The sequence below is a fragment of the Leifsonia sp. Leaf264 genome (genome assembly GCF_001422325.1).
Lineage (GTDB): Bacteria > Actinomycetota > Actinomycetes > Actinomycetales > Microbacteriaceae > Orlajensenia.
The window spans coordinates 384,830-403,488 of sequence record NZ_LMMR01000004.1 but is presented as its reverse complement, the minus strand read 5'-3'; the positions used below and the strand labels follow the sequence as shown (position 1 = coordinate 403,488).

Here is an 18,659-nt window from a genome sequence, read left to right as displayed (position 1 = left end):
TCACCAGCCGGCCTCCAGCCCGCTCAGGGAGTTGCTCCGACCGAGTGCGCGGTCGACCCCGTCGAGGATGCGGTCGAGGTCGGGCACGTGGTGCACCTCGAGCCTCGAGGGCGGGTAGGGCACGTCGAAGCCCGTGACCCTCACCGGAGCGTGCTCGAGGTAGCTGAAGCAGCGCTCCGTGACGCTGGCGGCGATCTCTCCGCCGATTCCGCCCTGCGAGCCCGCCTCGTGGGCGATCACCAGACGCCCGGTGCGTCGAACCGACGCCTCGATCGTGGCGTAGTCCACTGGCGCCAGCGAGCGCAGGTCGATGACCTCGATCGAGATGCCGTCTGCCGCCGCCGCTCTCGCCGCATCCGTCGCCGTCTGCACGAGGGGCCCGTAGGCGAGCAGGGTGACGTCGGTGCCCGGGGCGACCACGCGCGCGGCGCCCATGGGCTCTGCGGCTGCGAGAGCCCCATCGAGTTCGACCGGCGCCTTCTGGTGATAGCGCCGCTTGGGCTCGAAGTAGAGCACGGGGTCGTCGCTCGCAATGGCCTGGCGGATCATCGCGTAGGCGTCCTGCGGGTTGGAGACCGCGACGACGCGCAGGCCCGAGGTATGCGTGAAGTAGGCCTCGGGCGACTCCGAGTGGTGCTCGGCCGCGCCGATCCCGCCGCCGAAGGGCACGCGGATCGTGATGGGCATCCGCACCGCACCCTGGGTGCGGTAGTGCAGCTTGGCGACCTGCGCAACGATCTGGTCGAAGGCCGGGTAGATGAAGCCGTCGAACTGGATCTCGCACACCGGCCTGTATCCGCGATACGCGAGTCCGACGGCCGTGCCGAGGATGCCGGCCTCGGCGAGCGGCGTGTCGACGACGCGCCGGGCGCCGAACTCGCGCTGCAGCCCGTCGGTCACCCTGTAGACGCCGCCGAGGGTGCCGATGTCCTCGCCGAGCAGCACGACCTTGTCGTCGTCGCGCAGGGCGCGGCGCAGGCCGGCGTTGATGGCGTTCGCCAGGGTGAGGGTCTGCGTGTCGACCGGGGCATCGAGCATGGTCATCGGACCTCCCCCTCACCGGAGTCGCCGAACATGGCGAGGTAGCGCGCGTAGTGGTCGCGCTCGCGGTCGATGGTGCTGTTCGACTCGGCGTAGACGTTGTCGAACACTGTGAGCGCCGCGGGATCGCGGAGTGCGATGCAGGCGGCGCGCAGCTCCATGGCGACGGCATCAGCCTTCGCGGCGACGGCAGCCACAGTGCCGTCATCGAGGATGCCCGCCTCGGTGAGGAAGGCGGCGAAGCGCGAGATGGGGTCCTTCGCGCGCCACTCCTCGAGCTCGCCCTGGGGGCGATAGCGCGTCGGGTCGTCGGCGGTGGTGTGCGGACCCATGCGGTAGGTCACGGCCTCGATGAACGTCGGGCCACCCCCTGTGCGTGCCCGGTCGAGTGCCACCCTCGTCGCCGCCATGACGGCGAGCACGTCGTTGCCGTCGACGCGCAGGCTCGGGATGCCGAAGCCCGGCGCGCGGTCCGCGATGCTGCGTTGAGCCTGCAGGCCGACGGGCTCCGAGATGGCCCACTGGTTGTTCTGGCAGAAGAAGACGACCGGCGCCCGGAAGCTGGCCGCGAACACCAGCGCCTCGTTCACGTCGCCCTCACTTGTGGCGCCGTCGCCGAAGTAGGCGATGGCCGCGGCATCCTCGCCGTCGTTCTGGATGCCCATCGCGTACCCCACTGCGTGCAGCGCCTGGGCGCCGATGATCACCTGCGGCGCGGCCATGTTGACGTCGTAGGGGTTCCAGCCCGATGCGGCGACGCCACGCCAGACCGGGGTGACCTGCGCCGGCTTCACGCCCCGGCAGTAGGCGACGCCGTGCTCGCGGTAGCTCGAGAAGACGAAGTCGTCGGAGCGGAGCGCCCGGCCCGAACCGATCTGGGCTGCCTCCTGGCCGAGCACCGGCGGCCACAGTCCGAGCTCACCCTGGCGCTGCAGCGCCGTCGCCTCGGCGTCCATCCGTCGCACGACGACCATGTCCTCGTAGAGGGCCCGGAACTCATCGGCGGTGAGTCCGGCGACCCACGGGTCGAAGGCCGGGTTCGCCTGCCGGACTCCAGCCGGAGTGATCAGCTGCACCACGTCATCGGCGGCCCCGGGGGCCGCATCCGTGGAAGTCATGAGTTGCTGGTGAATGGTCATGATCGTGCGCAACCTTCTCTGTCGCGACCGCGATCCGCGTGGCCTCGTGAGCTCTGCGGATCGACCCGCCGCGACGCTGCGGCTGGTGCCTCTACGATAAGCCCGTTGGGCATCCGGCACAATGATCATGGATGCTGTTGAGCATGTTGCACGATCGGGCGACGGATGCCGGTGCTATCGTTGCGCATCATGCAACCGATCGACTCCACCGATGTGCACCTGCTGCGCGCCCTCAGCGACGAGCCCCGAGCGACGGCCGTCGCCATCGCCGACCGCCTCGGACTGTCGCGCAACACCGTGCAGACCCGACTGGCGCGCCTGGCCACCTCGGGCGTGCTGCAGTCGCTCGACCGGCGCATCGATCCGACGGCGCTCGGCTACCCGCTCTCGGCGTTCATCGCCGTCCACGTGCAGCAGAAGGCTCTCGGCGCCATCGTCGAGGCGATCGCGGCGATTCCCGAGGTCATCCAGGCGCACGGGTTGAGCGGCCAGATCGACCTGCTCGTGCAGGTCGTCTGCACCGACGCCGAGCACCTCTTCCGGATCGACGGGGACATCCTCGCGATCGACGGCGTCGAGCGCACCGAGACCAGCCTGTCGATGGGCGAGCTGGTGCCGTTCCGGCTGCGCCCACTGCTGGACCGCGCCGTGGAGTCACCGAGAACGTAGTGCACGCACTGGTGCACCGCCGAGAACGCAGTACCTGCGGGTGCGACACCCCGCCCACCCGCACGAAGGTCGTTCTCGGCGTGGAACCGCCACGCCTCAGCCGATCAGCCAGCCGTTGTCCTCGGCGATCCTGGCGGCATCCGCCCGATTGCGGCCGCCGGTCTTGCCGATGATGCTCGAGAGGTGGTTGCGCACGGTGCCCTCGGACAGGTGCAGGATGGCGGCGATGTCGGTGATCGATCCCCCGGCGCGCGACACCGACAGGACGTCCGTCTCCCGCTCGGTGAGCGGCGAGTCGCCCTGAGTCAGCGACTCCGCAGCGAGGCTCGGGTCGACGACGCGCAAGCCCTGGCTCACCCGGCGCACGGCATCGGCGAGTTGCGCGGCCGGTGTGTCCTTCACGACGAACCCGGAGGCACCGGCCTGCATGGCACGGCGCAGGTACCCCGGCCGACCGAACGTCGTCACCATGATGACGCGGCAGTCCGGCATCCGTTCGCGCAGAAGCGAGGCCGCGGCGATCCCATCGAGGCCGGGCATCTCGATGTCGAGCAGGGCGACGTCGGGGCTGGCGCGGATGGCCGCGTCGACCACCTCGTCGCCGCGTCCGACGTCGGCCACGACCTCGATGTCGGGTTCGAGTCCGAGGAGCGCGGAGAGGGCACCGCGCACGAGCGCCTGGTCGTCGGCGATGAGCAGGCGGATCATGCGCTCACCCTGAGTTCGAAGCCGCCGAGATCCGAGCGGCCCGTCGTGAGCTTCAGCCCCGCCGCCTCGACACGCTCACGCAGGCCACTCAGCCCGGTCGACGCCAGTGCCGACACCGCGACGACCTCGCCGCCGCCATCATCGGCCACCTCGATCAGGTCGGGCTCCAGGCGCACCCGGCAGACGCTCGCCCCCGAGTGGCGGATCACGTTCGTCACTCCCTCACGCACGACCCAGCCCGCGAGTTCGCGGCGGCCCGGTGGCACGGCATCCGTGCTGGAGGGGAACTCGGGGCGGATGCCGGCACTGGCGAGGGCCGACCGGGCTGCGGCCAGCTCGGCCGTCACATTCACGCCCCGGAACCCGGCCACCGTCGTGCGCACGTCGGCGAGCGCCCCGCGCGCCAGGGTCTCGACCTCGCCGATCTCCGTACGAGCGCGTTCGACGTCGACGTCGAGCAGCCGCCCGGCGAGCTCGGCCTTCACGGTGATCACGGTCAGGGAGTGGCCGAGGATGTCGTGGATGTCGCGCGCGACGCGCCCCCGCTCCTGCACTGCGGCGAGGCGGGTCATCTCACGCTGGGTGTCGCGCAGCTGGTTCGCAATGGCCAGCTGCCTGGCGAACGCGGCCATCATGAGCGAGATGGAGACGATGATCGCGGGGGTCGTGAGGATTTCCTCGGTGCTTCCTCCCTCGATCCAGCCGCAGATCGCTGCGAGGACACCGAGCCCGATGATGCTCATCCAGGTCGCCCGCGGATCGATGAGCGCCATGGCGATCAGCACGCCGACATAGGTCCAGAGGTTCGTGACCTCCCACCCGATGAAGGGGAACAGGCTGAACGAGACCACCCACAACGCGACGGCCACCCACGGACGATCGCGCTTCGGCAGAGCCCAGGCTATGGGCGCTCCGAGGGCGAAGACGACGCCGAATACCACGAGCAACCCGATGGCTATCGCCGTCTCGGCCGGGGAGTCGACGATCTTCAGCACCTCCGCGGCGACCGAGATCAGCCAGAGCAGGGCGATGCCGGCTCCGAAGTACCAACGCCGTGCTCCCGGGCTGCCGAGTGTGTGCACGACGGACGCGAGTGTCGTGGGCGTCGGCGACTCCACCAGCACGCCCCAGCCGGCGAAGCGGGGGTCCTCCGCAGTCCCACGGTCCTCGTCGGTCACTCCGTCCACGATACTCACGCCCCCTCGGTCACTGATCGCACGAATCTCACGGATGCCACGCTGCCGGATGCCGCACTCGATGCGCGGCGGACCGCGCTGTCACACGCGCTTCGTGTCACGACGGAACAGCACGATGGTGCCGAGCGCGAAGATCACCAGCCAGGCGATGGCGTTCAGCAGTGCGAGCGGCTCGAAGCCGGCGCCGGTGAGCGGCGCACGCGCGATCTCGCCGATGCCGTAGACCGGAGTCCACGCTGCGATCGACTGGACCACCGGCGGCATCATGCTGAGCGGGTAGAACAGCCCGCCGACGAAGGAGAAGAACACGACGACGAGGCTCGTGAGCTGCATGGCGTTCTCGCTCGGCACCAGGTAGCCGACCATGAGGCCGAGAGCCGTGAACACTGTCGAGCCGAGCAGCCAGCTGGCGAGTCCGGACAGCAGCCACTGCTCGGCCGACATCTGGATGCCCGAGAGGGCACCGGCGAGATAGGTCGCCCCGACCGCGACGAGGCCGAGCAGCAGCCCCGCGATGATCTTGGTCGCCACGTTCGCCACGGGGTTCAGCGGCGTGAGCCTCAGTTGCCGGCTCCAGCCCTGCGAGCGCTCGACGGCGACGGCTCCCCCGGCCGCCGTCGCCGACATCATCGCGCCGTAGAGCGCCATCGAGACCATGATGTAGGCCGCCACGCTCAGGCCGCCCTGCGCGATCGGCACCTCGGTCAGCGGGATGTCCTTGTTCGGGTAGCCCGACAGGAAGAACATGCCGACCGGGAAGATGATCGTGAAGATGATCGTGCGCCTGTTGCGGAGCTTCCGTCGCAGTTCGATGCCGAGGAACATCAGGTTGAAGCCGCCGAACGGCGGCACCTTGCGGTCGAGGGTGATGGGAACCGATGCCGTTGTCGCGGCGGGTGCGTGCGTCATGATGCGCTGCCTTCCGTGGTGAGGGCGATGAAGGCGTCTTCGAGGCCATGCGAGGTGATCTCCACGTCGCGGGCGCCGGTCGCCGCGAACAGGTGGCGGGCAACGGCATCGGAGTCGCGGGTAGCGATGGAGTAGGAGTCGCCGTGGCGCTCGACGGCGTCGACCCCGGCGATCGCTGCGACGGTGCGCTCATCGAGGCCGGGGATCGTGGCACGGATCGTTCGTCCGGATGCGAGATTCTTGACCTCGGCGGCGGTGCCGTCGGCGACGATGCGCCCGTGCCTCACCAGGATGATGCGGTCGGCGTAGGCGTCGGCCTCGTCGAGGTAGTGCGTCGCGAAGACGACGGTGCGTCCGCGGGCGGCATCCGTGCGGATGGCGTTCCAGAAGTCGCGGCGGCCTGTCACGTCCATGCCTGTCGTCGGCTCGTCGAGGATGAGCAGTCCGGGGTCCGAGAGCAGGGCCATGGCGAAGCGCAGGCGCTGCTGCTGGCCGCCGGAGCACTTCCCGACCATCCTGGACCCGATGTCGGCGATGCCGGCGCGCTCGAGGACCTCGTCGACGGGGCGGGGATCGGCGAACAGGGTGGCCGTGAGGCGGACGGTCTCGCGCACCGTGAGGTCCTTGAGCAGGCCGCCGGTCTGGAGCACCGCGGAGACCTGCCCCTGCGCGATGGCCGCGCGGGGCGAGCGGCCGAAGATGCCGACAGTGCCCGAATCCGGCTTGGCGAGGCCGAGCAGCATGTCGATCGTCGTGGTCTTCCCGGCACCGTTGGGCCCGAGGAAAGCGACGATCTCACCGCGCTTCACCCGGAGGTCGATGCCATTGACCGCATGCACCGAGCCGAAGCTCTTGGTGAGACCCGCCGCATCGATGGCGAGGGGGGCGTCGTCCGCCGGGACTGGAGTCGTCCGGGTCGTCGGGGAGAGTTCTGTCATCTGCACCCTTCGATGTTCGTTGCGTTGGGCTGCGATCGCCCCACACGTCCGTCACGAGGAGGCCATGACATCCGTCACCTCTACACGCAAAGAAGTGCTTGCAAACCTTTCTTTGCAAGAGTATCTTTGCACTATGACCAATGAGCCCCGACCGCAGAGCAGCACGCAGCACCCAGGACGCGACGCCGTGCTGGACGGGACGGCCCTGCGCGCGCTCGCGCACCCGCTGCGGGTCCGCATCCTCGACGAGCTCTCGGCCTACGGTCCCCTCACCTCGAGCGGGCTCTCGACCCGCATCGGCGAGTCGAGCGGCGTGATGAGCTATCACCTGCGGCAGCTCGAGAAGGCCGGACTCGTGCGCGAGGACGAGAGCATCGGTACGGCGCGCGAGCGCTGGTGGGAGCGTCGGCCGGGGTCGATCGCGATGCCGGAGCCCAGCGAGTTCCCGGCCGCGAGCCCCGAACGCCTGGCCACCCAGCTCATCACGGACGAGTGGATGCGCTCCCGCGAGGCGAACTTCCGCGAGTACCTGGCCGACGGCGAGAGCGTCTTCGGACCGGAGTGGCTGAGCATCGCGACCAGCGACACGATCAACCTGCGGCTCACCCCCGAGCAGCTGCACCAGCTCGTCGTCGACATCGACACCGTGCTGTGGAAGTACCTCGACGCCTACAAGCAGACTCCGTCGACCGGATCGCGGCCCGTTCAGATCCACCTGAACGCTTTCCCGCTGGTGCGTGGAGAGACGACGACGGCGGACGGCAGCACGAGACGACCGGGCACTCGCCCGAACCAGAACACCCAGAACCAGAACACCCGGACACCGGAACAGGAGCAGCCATCATGACCGCAGCATCAGCATCCAGCACGAACGCCGTGAGCGACATCCGTCTCCCCGGCATGCTCTCCGGACTCGCCGTCACGGTCGGCCGCACCCTCGAGACCTGGGGTCGCCGGCGCGCCGCCCGCCTGAATGATCGGGAACGGATGCTGCGCACCATGCGGCAGCAGCGCATGGGTCAGGATGCGCTCGACGAGCGCGACGCCCTCATCCGATCGGCGACGTTCATTCCCATGGGTTGAACGCCGAGCGCACCAGCGCCGTCCCGGCACAACGCGAGAATGCCCGCCTCCGTGAAGGAAGCGGGCATTCTGCGTCGTCTCAGAGGAGACGGGGACTACGCCTCGACGTCGGCGCCTTCAGCAGGCTCGACGGGGCCGGCGCTGTGTGCAGCGCTGCCCTCGGTGTCGGCGTCCTCGGCCACGACGGGCGCGAGGGAGAGCTTTCCACGGTCGTCGATCTTCGTGATCTCCACGAGGATCTTCTGGCCGACGCCCAGCACGTCTTCGACGTTCTCGACGCGCTTGCCACCGGCGAGCTTGCGCACCTCGCTGATGTGCAGCAGGCCGTCCTTGCCGGGGAGCAGCGAGACGAACGCACCGAACGCGGCGATCTTGACGACGGTTCCGAGGAACTGCTCGCCGACCTCCGGGTTGGTGGGGTTCGCGATCGCGTTGACCTGGGCGCGAGCGGCCTCGGCCGACGGTCCGTCGACGGCGCCGATGTAGACGGTGCCGTCCTCCTCGATGGAGATGTCGGCGCCGGTCTCGTCCTGGATGGCGTTGATCGTCTTGCCCTTCGGGCCGATCAGCTCGCCGATCTTGTCGACGGGGATCTGCACGCTGATCACGCGGGGCGCGGTCGGTGCCATCTCGTCGGGAGCGTCGATCGCCGCGTTCAGAACCTGGAGGATCGTCGTGCGGGCGTCCTTCGCCTGCTTGAGGGCTGCGGCCAGAACAGAGGCCGGGATGCCGTCGAGCTTGGTGTCGAGCTGGATCGCGGTGACGAACTCGCTGGTACCGGCGACCTTGAAGTCCATGTCACCGAGGGCGTCTTCGGCACCGAGGATGTCGGTCAGGGCCGCGTAGCGGGTCTGGCCGTCGACGGTGTCGGAGATGAGGCCCATGGCGATGCCGGCGACGGGAGCCTTGAGGGGCACACCGGCGTTCAGCAGCGACAGGGTGGAGGCGCAGACGGAACCCATCGACGTCGAACCGTTGGAGCCGAGAGCCTCGGACACCTGACGGATGGCGTAGGGGAACTCCTCACGCGACGGCAGCACGGGCACGAGGGCGCGCTCGGCGAGTGCGCCGTGCCCGATCTCGCGACGCTTCGGCGACCCGACGCGACCGGTCTCACCGGTCGAGTAGGGCGGGAAGTTGTAGTTGTGCATGTAGCGCTTCTTGGTGACCGGGCTCAGCGAGTCGATCTGCTGCTCGAGCTTCAGCATGTTCAGCGTGGTGATGCCCATGATCTGGGTCTCTCCGCGCTGGAAGATGGCCGAACCGTGAACGCGCGGGATGACGGCGACCTCGGCGTCGAGAGGACGGATGTCCGCCAGGCCGCGGCCGTCGATGCGCACGCCCTCGTTGAGCACGCGCGAGCGCACCACGAGCTTGGTGACCGACTTGTAGGCGGCGCTCACCTGGTTGTTGGCGGAGGCGTCGAGCTCTCCGGCCTCGACCTTGGCGGCGACGGCCTCCTTGACGCGGCCCTTGAGCTCGTCGTCGGCGTTCTGGCGCGAGGTCTTGTCGGCGATCTGGTAGATCCCCTTGAGCTCCTCGTAGGCGACCTCGGCGACGGCGTCGTAGACGTTCTGGGCGTAGGCCGGGAAGGTCTTGTAGTCACCGGTCGGCTTCGACGCCTGGGCGGCGACGGATGCCTGAGCTGCGACGAGCTGCTTGATGAACGGCTTCGACGCCTCGATGCCCTCGGCGATGACCTCTTCGTTCGGCTTGATGGCGCCGCCCTGGATGAGGTTCCACGAGTTGTCGGTGGCCTCGGCCTCGATCATCATGATCGCGACGTCGTCGTTGCCTGCGGCATCCGTGATGACACGACCGGCGACGACCATGCTGAACACGGCCTCCTCCAGCAGCGAGTGCTTCGGGAAGGCGACCCACTGGCCGCCTCCGTGCTCACCGGGAACGAGGGCGACGCGAACGCCACCGATCGGACCGGAGAAGGGCAGGCCGGCGATCTGCGTCGACATGGACGCGGCGTTGATGGCGAGCACGTCGTAGAGCTCGTCGGGTGCGATGGACAGGACCGTCACGACGACCTGGATCTCGTTGCGGAGGCCGTCGACGAACGACGGACGCAGCGGGCGGTCGATCAGGCGGCAGGTGAGGATCGCCTCGGTCGAGGGGCGACCCTCGCGACGGAAGAACGATCCCGGGATGCGGCCGGCGGCGTACATGCGCTCTTCGACGTCGATCGTGAGCGGGAAGAAGTCGAAGTTGTCCTTCGGCTGCTTGGAGGCGCTCGTCGCCGAGAGCAGCATGGTCTCGTCGTCGATGTAGGCGGCTGCAGACCCCTGGGCCTGCTGGGCGAGACGGCCGGTCTCGAAGCGGATGGTGCGGGTGCCGTACTTGCCATTGTCGATGACAGTTTCGGCGAACGTGATTTCAGGACCTTCCAAGAGGTCTTCTCCTTTGTTTTACGTCGCAAGCCCCGTGTGGGCACGACTCATACTCCGGAGCAGGGGAACAGGCAGAACTAAGTGCTTCACAGTGAAGTGCTCGTGCTGGCCACCAGTAGAAGTCCACCATCCACACGCCTCGTGGGAGGCGGGATGGTAATCCACCACAGGGGACCAGCTTCTGCCAGCCTGCTCCGTCAGTGCTCGATATTGAGTTGTCCGCTCTCGCATCCGTGCAACGGATGCCTCGTGCCAGATGGCACTGGAAACGGGCGGCAACCCTCGGGCGACCGGATCAACTCTAACAGAGGGTGGTGAATCGCACTCAGGAGGCGAGACGGCGCGTTCGGTGAGCCTCGGCGACCAGCCGTTCCTCGCGACGGATGCGGCGCGCCTTGGGCCAGCTGAGCATCAGCCCGAGCAGCACGCCGATGACGGTGCCGCTGGTGTTGGTGATCACGTCGCGCACGTCGGCGACGCGGGTCGGCAGGAACTCCAGCTGCACGAACTCGATGCCGATCGAGAAGGCCGCGCCGGCGATGACGGCGACCCACCACAGCCTGCGGCCGAACAGCAGCACGAAGAACAGCCCGACGGGCACGAACATCACGACGTTGGCGGCGGCCTCGACCCTGTCGAAGGTGATCCAGTCCGTCGCGTCGTGACGGGCGAAGAAGTCGAGGAACCTGTCGAGCACGCTCGCGGTGCGGCCGTCGTACGGCTGCGGCGTCAGGGTGACCCAGCCGACGAACGCCAGGTAGGCGAGCGTGAGGATTCCGAGGATCGGATGGCGGTGCAGCATCCGTTCATCCTGCCGTACGGGGTCTGGGAACTCCCCGGCATGACGTCGACAGCCCTCACGGCAGCTCGAAAGTCGCTGTCGGTCGGACGGCGGCGCTGTCTAGACTGGCGATATGAGTACCGACGACGACTCCACAGCCCAGGAAGCCACAGGCGCCTCGGACGAGACGAAGCGCAAGTTCCGCGAGGCCCTCGACAAGAAGAACAACCAGGCCAAGAAGGCCAGCGGCGAGGCACACCTCGACGGCCACTCGGCCGTCACCCACACTCACGGCAACGCCGACACCCGTCAGGAGTTCCGTCGCAAGAGCGGCTGAGCTCCCCGATACGAACAGCAGAACGCCCCCGCTCCTCGATGAGGAGGCGGGGGCGTTCTGCGTTGGGGCTACGCGGCGCTGAATCCGCCCGTGACGCTGAACGAGGAGTCCAGCGCGAACGGATCGCGGATCTGCTGCGAGCGATCCGAGACGGCCACGAGGGCGGCCAGCTCGCCGGCGGCCCGCTCGATGCGCGAGGTGAGCGCACCGACCGAGTCCGTGGCGCTCCCCCAGTCCTCGGCCGCCGCGTACACGCCCGTCGGCACGGCGACAGCGTGCAGGTAGCTGAACAGGGGCCGCAGCGCGTGCTCGATGGCGAGCGAGTGCCGGGCGGTGCCGCCGGTGGCTCCGAGGAGCACCGGCATGCCGTCGAGCGACTTCGGGTCGAGTACGTCGATGAACGACTTGAACATGCCGCTGTACGACCCCGAGAAGATCGGCGTGGCCACGATCAGTCCGTCGGCGTGCGTGACCTGCTCGATGACGCTCTCGAGCTTGGGGCTCGGGAAGCCGGTGATGAGGTTGTTGGTCACGTCCTTGGCGACGTCGCGGAGTTCCACGACGCTCACCTCGACGTCGACGCCGTGCACCTGGCGCAGGCGCGAGACCACGGCATCGGTCAACCGGTCGGCGAGCAGTCGTGTCGACGACGGCTGGCTGAGGCCGGCCGCGAGCACCGTGAGCTTCTTGGCGGTCATGATCAGGCTCCCTTGCTGGCGAGGCCGAAGGCCGCGCCCGACGTCTGGGTGGATGCGGGCACTGAAGCCTCGGCATCGCGGGCGGCGATGCGCTCCGCGTTGCGCTTGGCGACGAGGCTCGCGTGGGTGGGGCCGTCAGGCACGTGAGCCGGACGCTTGGCGTCGAGCTCCTTGCGGAGCACGGGCACCACCTCGCCGCCCAGGATGTCGAGCTGCTCGAGCACGGTCTTCAGCGGCAGGCCGGCGTGGTCCATGAGGAACAGCTGGCGCTGGTAGTCGCCGTAGTACTCGCGCATGGCCATGTAGCGGTCGATGACCTGCTGCGGGCTTCCGACGGTCAGCGGCGTCATCTCGGTGAACTCCTCGAGCGAGGGACCGTGGCCGTAGACGGGCGCGTTGTCGAAGTACGGGCGGAACTGGTCCACGGCATCCTGCGAGTTCTTGGCCATGAAGACCTGGCCGCCGAGTCCGACGATCGCCTGGTCCGCCTTGCCGTGCCCGTAGTGCTCGAAGCGCTGGCGGTACAGGGCGATCAGGCGCATGTAGTGCTCCTTCGGCCAGAAGATGTTGTTGGCGAAGAAGCCGTCGCCGTAGAAGGCGGCCTGCTCGGCGATCTCGGGCGAGCGGATGCTGCCGTGCCAGACGAACGGCGCGACGCCGTCGAGCGGACGCGGAGTGGACTGGAAGCCCTGCAGCGGCGTGCGGTACTTGCCCTGCCAGTCGACGAAGTCCTCGCGCCACAGCTTCTGCAGCAGGGCGTAGTTCTCGAGGGCGAGGTCGATGCCGTCGCGGATGTCCTTGCCGAACCAGGGGTAGACCGGGCCGGTGTTTCCGCGGCCCATGGTGAGGTCGACGCGGCCGTCGGCGAGGTGCTGGAGCATCGCGTAGTCCTCGGCGATCTTCACCGGGTCGTTCGTGGTGATCAGCGTCGTGGCCGTCGAGAGCAGGAGCGTCTCGGTCTGTGCGGCGATGTAGGCGAGCGTCGTCGTGGGAGACGACGAGAAGAACGGCGGGTTGTGGTGCTCGCCGAGGGCGAAGACGTCCATCCCGACCTCTTCGGTCTTCTTGGCGATCTCCACGATCGCCTTGACGCGCTCGCCCTCGCTCGGCGTGCGTCCCGTGGTGGGGTCCTGGGTGACGTCGCTCACCGTGAAGATTCCGAATTGCATTTCGTGGCCTCCTGGCCTTCTCCTCGACTTCTTTTCCATGCATTTGCATGTACATCGGATCAAACCCTACTCCTGCGGAATCTATTCCCGGCGGCGCAAGCCCTGTCGCAACCCCGGTCGCACGCGTAGCGTCGGAAGCCACGTCGCCTTCGAGAGGGGTCCCATGCCGACCATCGCAGACACCATGGTGAAGATCATCCACGAGGCGGGGGTGCAGCGCGTCTACGGGCTCCCGGGCGACTCGCTCAACGGCTTCACCGACGCCCTCCGCCGGGCCGGAACCGTGGACTGGCAGCACGTGCGACACGAGGAGGCAGCCGCCTTCGCCGCGGCGGCCGAGGCGGCGATCACCGGTGAACTCGCCGTCTGCGCCGGCAGCTGCGGTCCCGGAAACCTGCACCTCATCAACGGGCTCTACGACGCCAACCGCTCGCGCGTACCCGTCTTGGCCATAGCGGCGCAGATCCCGGCATCCGAGATCGGCAGCACCTACTTCCAGGAGACGCATCCGCAGGACCTGTTCCGCGAGTGCAGCGTCTACACCGAACTCGTCAGCGTTCCCGAGCAGCTCCCGCGCGTGCTGGAGATCGCCATGCGCACGGCCCTCGAGCGCCGAGGAGTCGCCGTCGTCGTCATTCCCGGCGAGATCTTCCTGCAACAGGACGCCGGGCGCCGACCGTCGGCTCCCATCCGCACCATTCCGCGACGGATGCTGCCGACGGATGCCGCCCTCGCATCCGCTGCCGAGGTGCTCAACAACGCCAAGAAGGTGACGATCCTCGGCGGCGCCGGAGTCGACGGCGCCCACCCGCAGCTGCTCGCCATCGCCGAGAAGCTGCAGGCCCCGGTGGTGCACGCGCTCCGCGGCAAGGAGTTCATCGAGTACGACAACCCCTACGACGTGGGCATGACAGGCCTTCTCGGCTTCAGCTCCGGCTACAGGGCCATGGAGAGCTGCGACGCCCTGCTCATGCTCGGCACCGACTTCCCGTATCCGCAGTTCTACCCCGGCAAGGCGAAGATCGTGCAGGTCGACATCCGCGGCGAGCAACTGGGTCGCCGCACGCCCATCGACGTCGGGCTCGTCGGCACCGTCGTCGACACCGTCGAGGCGCTGCTGCCGCTGCTCGAGGCCAAGACGAGCTCGAAGCACCTCGACTCGTCGACGGTGCACTACGCCAAGACCAGGAGGAGCCTCGATGAGCTGGCGGACAACGACCGCAACCGAGAGCCGATCCACCCGCAGTACGTCGCGAGGCTGGTCAGCGAGCTGGCCTCGGACGACGCCGTGTTCATTCCGGATGTCGGCTCCCCCGTCGTGTGGGCGGCCCGCTACCTGCGGATGAACGGCAGACGACGACTCATCGGGTCGTTCGCCCACGGCACGATGGCGAACGCCCTGCCGCACGCCATCGGCGCGCAGTCGGTGGACCCCGGCCGCCAGGTGATAGCGCTGGCCGGCGACGGCGGCCTCGCCATGCTGTTCGGCGAGCTGCTCACCCTCCGGCAGAACCGACTGCCCGTGAAGATCGTGGTGTTCAACAACTCATCGCTGAACTTCGTCGAGGTGGAGATGAAGGCGGCGGGGATCGTGAACTTCGGAACCGAACTCGACAACCCGAACTTCGCCGACGTGGCCAACGCCATCGGCATCCACGGGCAGAGGGTCGAGGCGCCCGACGACCTGGAGGCCGCCCTGCGCAACGCCTTCGCCCACGACGGACCCGCCCTCGTCGACGTCGTGACCGCCCGGCAGGAGCTGTCGATCCCGCCGACCGTGACAGCGGAGCAGGCCAAGGGCTTCACGTTGTACGCCCTGCGCACGATCATGTCCGGGCGCGCGGATGAGCTCGTCGACCTCGCCGACACGAACGTGTTCCGCCGGCTGTTCGACTGAGTCGCCCGCTCGCCGCGACCCGCGAATGGGCGCGGAACTGCCCGTAAACTTGACGGCATGGCTACCGTCAACCTGACCATGGACACCTTCGAGAAGACGATCACCGATGGCGGCATCGTGTTGATCGACTACTGGGCGGAGTGGTGCGGTCCGTGCCGCCAGTTCGGCCCCACCTTCGAGGCCGCATCCGAGAAGCACACCGACATCACCTTCGGCAAGGTCGACACCGAGGCCGAGCGTGAGATCGCCGGTGGCATGGGCATCCAGTCGATCCCCACGCTGATGGCCTTCAAGGACGGCGTCGGCGTGTTCTCGCAGGCCGGCGCACTGCCCCCTGCGACACTCGACGATCTCATCGAGCAGGTGCGCGCGCTCGACATGACGGCCGTGCACGAGCAGATCGCCGCCGAGGAGGCCGCGCTCCAGTCCGCTGCATCCGAGCAGGCGGCGGATGCCGAGACCGACGACGCCCTCGATTCGGTCGCTCGCACCGAGAGCTGAACCTGCTCCCCCTCCTCTCCAACCGGAAAGCGAGGAGATCCTCCCCCGAGCCCGTGATTCGCCCGCCGAATCCCGCGTTCGCCGGAGGATCTCCTCGCTTTTCGGCATCCGGAGGTTGACAGGGGCACGTCCGCGTGGATACTTAAGGTCATGCTTAAGTATTCGGAGGACCTCGACCGCGCTTTCCTCGCGCTCGCCGATCCGACGCGTCGAGCGATCGTCGAGCGCCTGACCCGGGGGCCGGCTTCGGTCTCGGATCTCGCGGCCCCGTTCGCGTTCACCCTCGCAGCGATCATGCAGCACCTGAAGGTGCTCGAGCAGGCCGGCCTGGTCTCGTCGGAGAAGCAGGGGCGCGTGCGCACCTGCTCGATCGAGTCCGAGGCGCTGCGCAGCGTCGAGGACTGGATCAGCGAACGTCGAACGACCTGGGAGCATCGCCTCGACCGGCTGGGGCTGCTGCTCGACGGGCCTGACTCCCCCGCGCCATCATCCACCTCACCGACAGGAGATCGCCCATGACAGCACGCACCCTGATCCGCTCGAGCTTCACCCTCGAGCGCGACTACAGGGCCCCGCCGGAGCGGGCGTTCCAGGCGTTCGCCGACCCGGCCACCAAGGCCCTCTGGTTCGGCGGGCCGGCCGACGAGTGGGAGGACCTCGGCACCGGACTCGACTTCCGGGAGGGCGGCCACGAGTACAACGAGGGCCGCTTCCACAAGAACGACATCGTGTCGAGGTTCGATGCGTACTACCACGAGATCACGCCGAACGAGCGGATCGTCTACAACTATGAGATGCGCATCAACGGCGAGAAGCTCTCGGTCTCGCTGGCGTCGATCGAGTTCGCCCCGAACGGCACGGGCACGCACCTCACCCTGTCGGAGTACGGCGTGTTCTTCGATGAGCTCGACGACCCCCGCGGGCGCGAGCTCGGAACCATCGACCTGCTCGACAGCCTCGGTCGCCTGCTCGACGCCTGAGCATCCGTCGCCCCATCACCTCCACGAAAGGAAACGCACCATGTCCACCTCAGTCTTCATCAACCTCCCTGTGACCGACCTCGACGCCTCGAAGGCGTTCTTCACCGGCCTGGGCTACTCGATCAACGAGAACTTCACCGACGACACGGCCGCGTGCGTCGTCATCGACGACACCGTCTACGCGATGCTGCTGACCCGGCCGAAGTTCGCCGAGTTCACCTCCCGTCCCATCGGCGACCCGCAGGCAGCGACGACGGGCATCTACGCCCTGTCCTCCGAGAGCCGGGCAGAGGTCGATCGCATCGCCGATGCCGCCATCGCCGGAGGCGGAACGCAGGCGGAGGAGCCGTCCGACCTCGGTTTCATGTACAGCCGGGCGTTCTACGACCTCGACGGACACCACTGGGAGGTGCTCTGGATGGACCCCCAGGCGCAGGTCGACGGGCCTCCGAGCGAATAGGGAGCCACCGCAGGACCACGCCTCCCGCTGGTCGAGTAGGTGAGGCGGCCTACTCGGCCGCGGGCGCGCCCAGCGCCGCCGGCACCCCGCTCAGGTCGAGGTCGACCCTGAACGGTTGCGCCGAGCCGCGGATGACCGCCGGAACGTCGACGTAGCGGTCGTCGGCCCGCAGGGCGCCCAAGCTGTCACGCCAGTGGTCGTCGGCGGCATCGGGCAGAAATCCCGCATGACGGATCTCGCCGCCGCCGACGAGCTGCACGCCGATGCGGTAGCGCCGAGACAACCACCGGCTCGACCGAGGCACGAGCACGGCACGAACCCTCTCGCCACCCCGCGTGCGCACGATGTCGATCGCCGACTGGTGCCTGTTCGCGTCGGCGACGGTGACCGTCGGATTTGTCGCGGAGTCGACATGCTCGGCCGGCACCAGAGTGATGTCGTCGAGGGTGCGCAGGTTGCCGGCCGGATCCGGGTTCTGACGCGAACGACGCCCGTAGGAGACGAAGGCGACCAGGAAGTACACCGTCGCGGCGCCGGCGAACACGGCGGCGATCCAGAACGCGACGGGTGCGCCCTGCGGATCGAGCGATCCGGCGAGCACCACGAGCACGACGAGCAGGATGTAGGCGAACGGCTCCCAGTGGAGCAACGACTTGTTGCGGGGTTCAGACACGCGATCAACGGTAGCGCGGATGGCCTGAGTGCCCGTGCCGCCGGCTGGGGGCATCCCGTGCGGTGCGTGCAGCCCGCCCGCTAGCGCCAGGCCGCCAAGCGCGACGCGACCTCCTCGAGAACCGCATCCGACCCCGCATACAGGCCGTTCTCACGCGGCCAGTGCGTCATGAAGTCGGTGAAACCCAGCTCGGTCGCACGGCCGACGGCATCCTCGAAGGCATCGACGCTCTCGAGCGCGTACTTGGTCTGGGAGTCGAACAGCAATGACCTGTCGACTGATGCCGGATCCCGGCCCTCCTGCTCGCACGCGGCGTCGAGGCGCTCGGACAGCTCACCCAGTCGCGCCCACCAGCCCTCGATGGTGTCGGTGTCTCCCCCGGTCGTCACCCAGCCCTGCCCGAAGCGTGCGGCGAGGCGCAGGGCTCGCGGTCCATCGGCCGCGACCAGGAACGGCATCCGCGGGTGCTGCGCCGGACGCCCGACCATCCGGGCATCGACAGCGGTGAACCAGCCGCCTGCGAAGGAGATGCCGGCCGAGCCCGGTTCGGCCACGGCGGGGTCGATGGTGTCGTCCGCGGGCATCGAGCCGTCGGCGGGGGCATCGGCGACGGCATCCGTCACGGGCTCGAATCGCAGGAGGGCGTCGAGAGCCTCGGTGAACTCGGCGAACCGCTCATAGCGCTCCCCCGGCAGGAGGCCGGCCTGGCCGAGCACGAAGGCGTCGAAGCCCGTGCCTCCCGAACCGAGGCCGAGGATCACCCGGCCGCCCGAGATCTGGTCGACCGTGGCGATGTCCTTCGCGAACGGAACGGGGTGCCTGTAGTTGGGCGAGGCGACGAAGGTTCCGAGCCTGATGTTCTCGGTCACCATCGCGGCGGCAGTGAGCGTCGGCACTGTAGCGTGCCAACGTTCGCCTGCGAGGCCACGCCAGGACAGGTGGTCGTAGGTCCAGGCGTGGTCGAAGCCGAGCTCCTCGGCGCCGCGCCAGTACCTGGCGGCCTCGGGCCAGTCGTGCTGGGGCAGGATGACGATTCCGAAGCGCATGGTTCGAGTCTAGGAGCCGCGTCCGACAGCCGACG

21 protein-coding genes are annotated in these 18,659 nt (G+C 68.4%); 9 read left to right on the top strand and 12 right to left on the bottom strand.

What is annotated here, in order from left to right; all coding sequences use genetic code 11:
• Both ASF30_RS07270 and pdhA read right to left on the bottom strand, forming a co-directional pair.
• A complete protein-coding gene (locus tag ASF30_RS07270) occupies positions 1 to 1,038 on the bottom strand; it encodes an alpha-ketoacid dehydrogenase subunit beta (RefSeq protein ID WP_055903947.1) in 1,038 nt (345 codons plus the stop codon).
• A gap of 2 nt (positions 1,039 to 1,040) precedes the next feature.
• Entirely contained in the window at positions 1,041 to 2,180 is a 1,140-nt protein-coding gene (gene pdhA, locus ASF30_RS07265) for a pyruvate dehydrogenase (acetyl-transferring) E1 component subunit alpha (RefSeq protein ID WP_055903944.1), read from the bottom strand.
• A 189-nt stretch (positions 2,181 to 2,369) separates the two neighbouring features.
• On the opposite strand from pdhA, the gene ASF30_RS07260 reads away from it, so the two are divergent.
• Positions 2,370 to 2,849 carry an Lrp/AsnC family transcriptional regulator gene (locus ASF30_RS07260; RefSeq protein WP_055904791.1) on the top strand — a complete coding sequence of 160 codons (480 nt, stop codon included), beginning with the start codon at positions 2,370 to 2,372 and terminating at the stop codon, positions 2,847 to 2,849.
• A gap of 96 nt (positions 2,850 to 2,945) precedes the next feature.
• On the opposite strand, the gene ASF30_RS07255 is transcribed toward ASF30_RS07260, so the two are convergent.
• The 4 genes from ASF30_RS07255 to ASF30_RS07240 form a co-directional block, all read right to left on the bottom strand.
• On the bottom strand, positions 2,946 to 3,557 hold the full coding sequence (locus tag ASF30_RS07255; protein WP_055903940.1) for a response regulator transcription factor: 612 nt from the start codon (positions 3,555 to 3,557) through the stop codon (positions 2,946 to 2,948).
• A complete protein-coding gene (locus ASF30_RS23315) occupies positions 3,554 to 4,753 on the bottom strand; it encodes a sensor histidine kinase (RefSeq protein ID WP_157497060.1) in 1,200 nt (399 codons plus the stop codon). The genes ASF30_RS07255 and ASF30_RS23315 overlap by 4 nt, the downstream gene beginning before the upstream one ends.
• A gap of 81 nt (positions 4,754 to 4,834) precedes the next feature.
• A complete protein-coding gene (locus ASF30_RS07245; protein WP_055903937.1) occupies positions 4,835 to 5,662 on the bottom strand; it encodes an ABC transporter permease in 828 nt (275 codons plus the stop codon).
• Positions 5,659 to 6,600, bottom strand: a complete 942-nt coding sequence (locus tag ASF30_RS07240; RefSeq protein ID WP_055903934.1) for an ABC transporter ATP-binding protein — start codon at positions 6,598 to 6,600, stop codon at positions 5,659 to 5,661. The genes ASF30_RS07245 and ASF30_RS07240 overlap by 4 nt, the downstream gene beginning before the upstream one ends.
• A gap of 133 nt (positions 6,601 to 6,733) precedes the next feature.
• Between ASF30_RS07240 and ASF30_RS07235 the strand changes: the two genes are divergently transcribed.
• Both ASF30_RS07235 and ASF30_RS07230 read left to right on the top strand, forming a co-directional pair.
• Positions 6,734 to 7,447: an ArsR/SmtB family transcription factor gene (locus tag ASF30_RS07235; protein ID WP_055903932.1), complete on the top strand. Its 714-nt coding sequence runs from the start codon at positions 6,734 to 6,736 to the stop codon at positions 7,445 to 7,447.
• Positions 7,444 to 7,683 (top strand): hypothetical protein, encoded by a 240-nt coding sequence (locus ASF30_RS07230; protein ID WP_055903929.1) that lies wholly within the window; start codon positions 7,444 to 7,446, stop codon positions 7,681 to 7,683. The genes ASF30_RS07235 and ASF30_RS07230 overlap by 4 nt, the downstream gene beginning before the upstream one ends.
• Positions 7,684 to 7,778: 95 nt before the next feature.
• On the opposite strand, the gene ASF30_RS07225 is transcribed toward ASF30_RS07230, so the two are convergent.
• The gene (locus tag ASF30_RS07225; protein WP_055903926.1) at positions 7,779 to 10,082 is read right to left on the bottom strand and encodes a polyribonucleotide nucleotidyltransferase; all 2,304 of its coding nucleotides are present in this window, start codon (positions 10,080 to 10,082) and stop codon (positions 7,779 to 7,781) included.
• A 325-nt stretch (positions 10,083 to 10,407) separates the two neighbouring features.
• Complete coding sequence (locus ASF30_RS07220; RefSeq protein ID WP_082467566.1) at positions 10,408 to 10,884, bottom strand: VanZ family protein; 477 nt, start codon at positions 10,882 to 10,884, stop codon at positions 10,408 to 10,410.
• 112 nt (positions 10,885 to 10,996) lie between these two features.
• Between ASF30_RS07220 and ASF30_RS07215 the strand changes: the two genes are divergently transcribed.
• Positions 10,997 to 11,200 (top strand): DUF5302 domain-containing protein, encoded by a 204-nt coding sequence (locus ASF30_RS07215; protein WP_055903924.1) that lies wholly within the window; start codon positions 10,997 to 10,999, stop codon positions 11,198 to 11,200.
• Between the two features lie 68 nt (positions 11,201 to 11,268).
• On the opposite strand, the gene ASF30_RS07210 is transcribed toward ASF30_RS07215, so the two are convergent.
• Both ASF30_RS07210 and ASF30_RS07205 read right to left on the bottom strand, forming a co-directional pair.
• A complete protein-coding gene (locus ASF30_RS07210; protein WP_055903922.1) occupies positions 11,269 to 11,898 on the bottom strand; it encodes an FMN reductase in 630 nt (209 codons plus the stop codon).
• 2 nt (positions 11,899 to 11,900) lie between these two features.
• On the bottom strand, positions 11,901 to 13,067 hold the full coding sequence (locus tag ASF30_RS07205; protein WP_055903919.1) for an LLM class flavin-dependent oxidoreductase: 1,167 nt from the start codon (positions 13,065 to 13,067) through the stop codon (positions 11,901 to 11,903).
• A gap of 163 nt (positions 13,068 to 13,230) precedes the next feature.
• Here ASF30_RS07205 and poxB point away from each other — a divergent pair, with 163 nt between their 5' ends.
• From poxB to ASF30_RS07180, 5 genes are all read left to right on the top strand, one after another.
• Positions 13,231 to 14,964: a ubiquinone-dependent pyruvate dehydrogenase gene (poxB, locus tag ASF30_RS07200; protein ID WP_055903915.1), complete on the top strand. Its 1,734-nt coding sequence runs from the start codon at positions 13,231 to 13,233 to the stop codon at positions 14,962 to 14,964.
• 57 nt (positions 14,965 to 15,021) lie between these two features.
• Positions 15,022 to 15,465, top strand: a complete 444-nt coding sequence (gene trxA / locus ASF30_RS07195) for a thioredoxin (RefSeq protein WP_055903912.1) — start codon at positions 15,022 to 15,024, stop codon at positions 15,463 to 15,465.
• 150 nt (positions 15,466 to 15,615) lie between these two features.
• Positions 15,616 to 15,984 carry an ArsR/SmtB family transcription factor gene (locus ASF30_RS07190; protein ID WP_055903909.1) on the top strand — a complete coding sequence of 123 codons (369 nt, stop codon included), beginning with the start codon at positions 15,616 to 15,618 and terminating at the stop codon, positions 15,982 to 15,984.
• On the top strand, positions 15,981 to 16,445 hold the full coding sequence (locus ASF30_RS07185) for an SRPBCC family protein (protein WP_055903907.1): 465 nt from the start codon (positions 15,981 to 15,983) through the stop codon (positions 16,443 to 16,445). Before ASF30_RS07190 ends, ASF30_RS07185 begins: the two co-directional genes overlap by 4 nt.
• Positions 16,446 to 16,485: 40 nt before the next feature.
• Positions 16,486 to 16,905: a VOC family protein gene (locus ASF30_RS07180; protein WP_055903904.1), complete on the top strand. Its 420-nt coding sequence runs from the start codon at positions 16,486 to 16,488 to the stop codon at positions 16,903 to 16,905.
• 49 nt (positions 16,906 to 16,954) lie between these two features.
• Here the strand turns inward: ASF30_RS07180 and ASF30_RS07175 are convergent, their stop codons facing one another.
• A complete protein-coding gene (locus tag ASF30_RS07175; RefSeq protein ID WP_055903899.1) occupies positions 16,955 to 17,578 on the bottom strand; it encodes a hypothetical protein in 624 nt (207 codons plus the stop codon).
• Between the two features lie 80 nt (positions 17,579 to 17,658).
• Positions 17,659 to 18,624, bottom strand: a complete 966-nt coding sequence (locus tag ASF30_RS07170; RefSeq protein WP_055903896.1) for an LLM class flavin-dependent oxidoreductase — start codon at positions 18,622 to 18,624, stop codon at positions 17,659 to 17,661.
• Positions 18,625 to 18,659 lie beyond the last annotated feature (35 nt).

Bases quoted from the DNA above. Each gene is read 5' to 3' on its own strand.
- ASF30_RS07270 (WP_055903947.1), bottom strand. From the start codon at position 1,038: ATGCTCGATGCCCCGGTCGACACGCAGACCCTCACCCTGGCGAACGCC.
- pdhA (WP_055903944.1), bottom strand. From the start codon at position 2,180: ATGACCATTCACCAGCAACTCATGACTTCCACGGATGCGGCCCCCGGG.
- ASF30_RS07260 (WP_055904791.1), top strand. From the start codon at position 2,370: ATGCAACCGATCGACTCCACCGATGTGCACCTGCTGCGCGCCCTCAGC.
- ASF30_RS07255 (WP_055903940.1), bottom strand. From the start codon at position 3,557: ATGATCCGCCTGCTCATCGCCGACGACCAGGCGCTCGTGCGCGGTGCC.
- ASF30_RS07245 (WP_055903937.1), bottom strand. From the start codon at position 5,662: ATGACGCACGCACCCGCCGCGACAACGGCATCGGTTCCCATCACCCTC.
- ASF30_RS07240 (WP_055903934.1), bottom strand. From the start codon at position 6,600: ATGACAGAACTCTCCCCGACGACCCGGACGACTCCAGTCCCGGCGGAC.
- ASF30_RS07235 (WP_055903932.1), top strand. From the start codon at position 6,734: ATGACCAATGAGCCCCGACCGCAGAGCAGCACGCAGCACCCAGGACGC.
- ASF30_RS07230 (WP_055903929.1), top strand. From the start codon at position 7,444: ATGACCGCAGCATCAGCATCCAGCACGAACGCCGTGAGCGACATCCGT.
- ASF30_RS07220 (WP_082467566.1), bottom strand. From the start codon at position 10,884: ATGCTGCACCGCCATCCGATCCTCGGAATCCTCACGCTCGCCTACCTG.
- ASF30_RS07215 (WP_055903924.1), top strand. From the start codon at position 10,997: ATGAGTACCGACGACGACTCCACAGCCCAGGAAGCCACAGGCGCCTCG.
- ASF30_RS07210 (WP_055903922.1), bottom strand. From the start codon at position 11,898: ATGACCGCCAAGAAGCTCACGGTGCTCGCGGCCGGCCTCAGCCAGCCG.
- ASF30_RS07205 (WP_055903919.1), bottom strand. From the start codon at position 13,067: ATGCAATTCGGAATCTTCACGGTGAGCGACGTCACCCAGGACCCCACC.
- poxB (WP_055903915.1), top strand. From the start codon at position 13,231: ATGCCGACCATCGCAGACACCATGGTGAAGATCATCCACGAGGCGGGG.
- trxA (WP_055903912.1), top strand. From the start codon at position 15,022: ATGGCTACCGTCAACCTGACCATGGACACCTTCGAGAAGACGATCACC.
- ASF30_RS07190 (WP_055903909.1), top strand. From the start codon at position 15,616: ATGCTTAAGTATTCGGAGGACCTCGACCGCGCTTTCCTCGCGCTCGCC.
- ASF30_RS07185 (WP_055903907.1), top strand. From the start codon at position 15,981: ATGACAGCACGCACCCTGATCCGCTCGAGCTTCACCCTCGAGCGCGAC.
- ASF30_RS07180 (WP_055903904.1), top strand. From the start codon at position 16,486: ATGTCCACCTCAGTCTTCATCAACCTCCCTGTGACCGACCTCGACGCC.
- ASF30_RS07170 (WP_055903896.1), bottom strand. From the start codon at position 18,624: ATGCGCTTCGGAATCGTCATCCTGCCCCAGCACGACTGGCCCGAGGCC.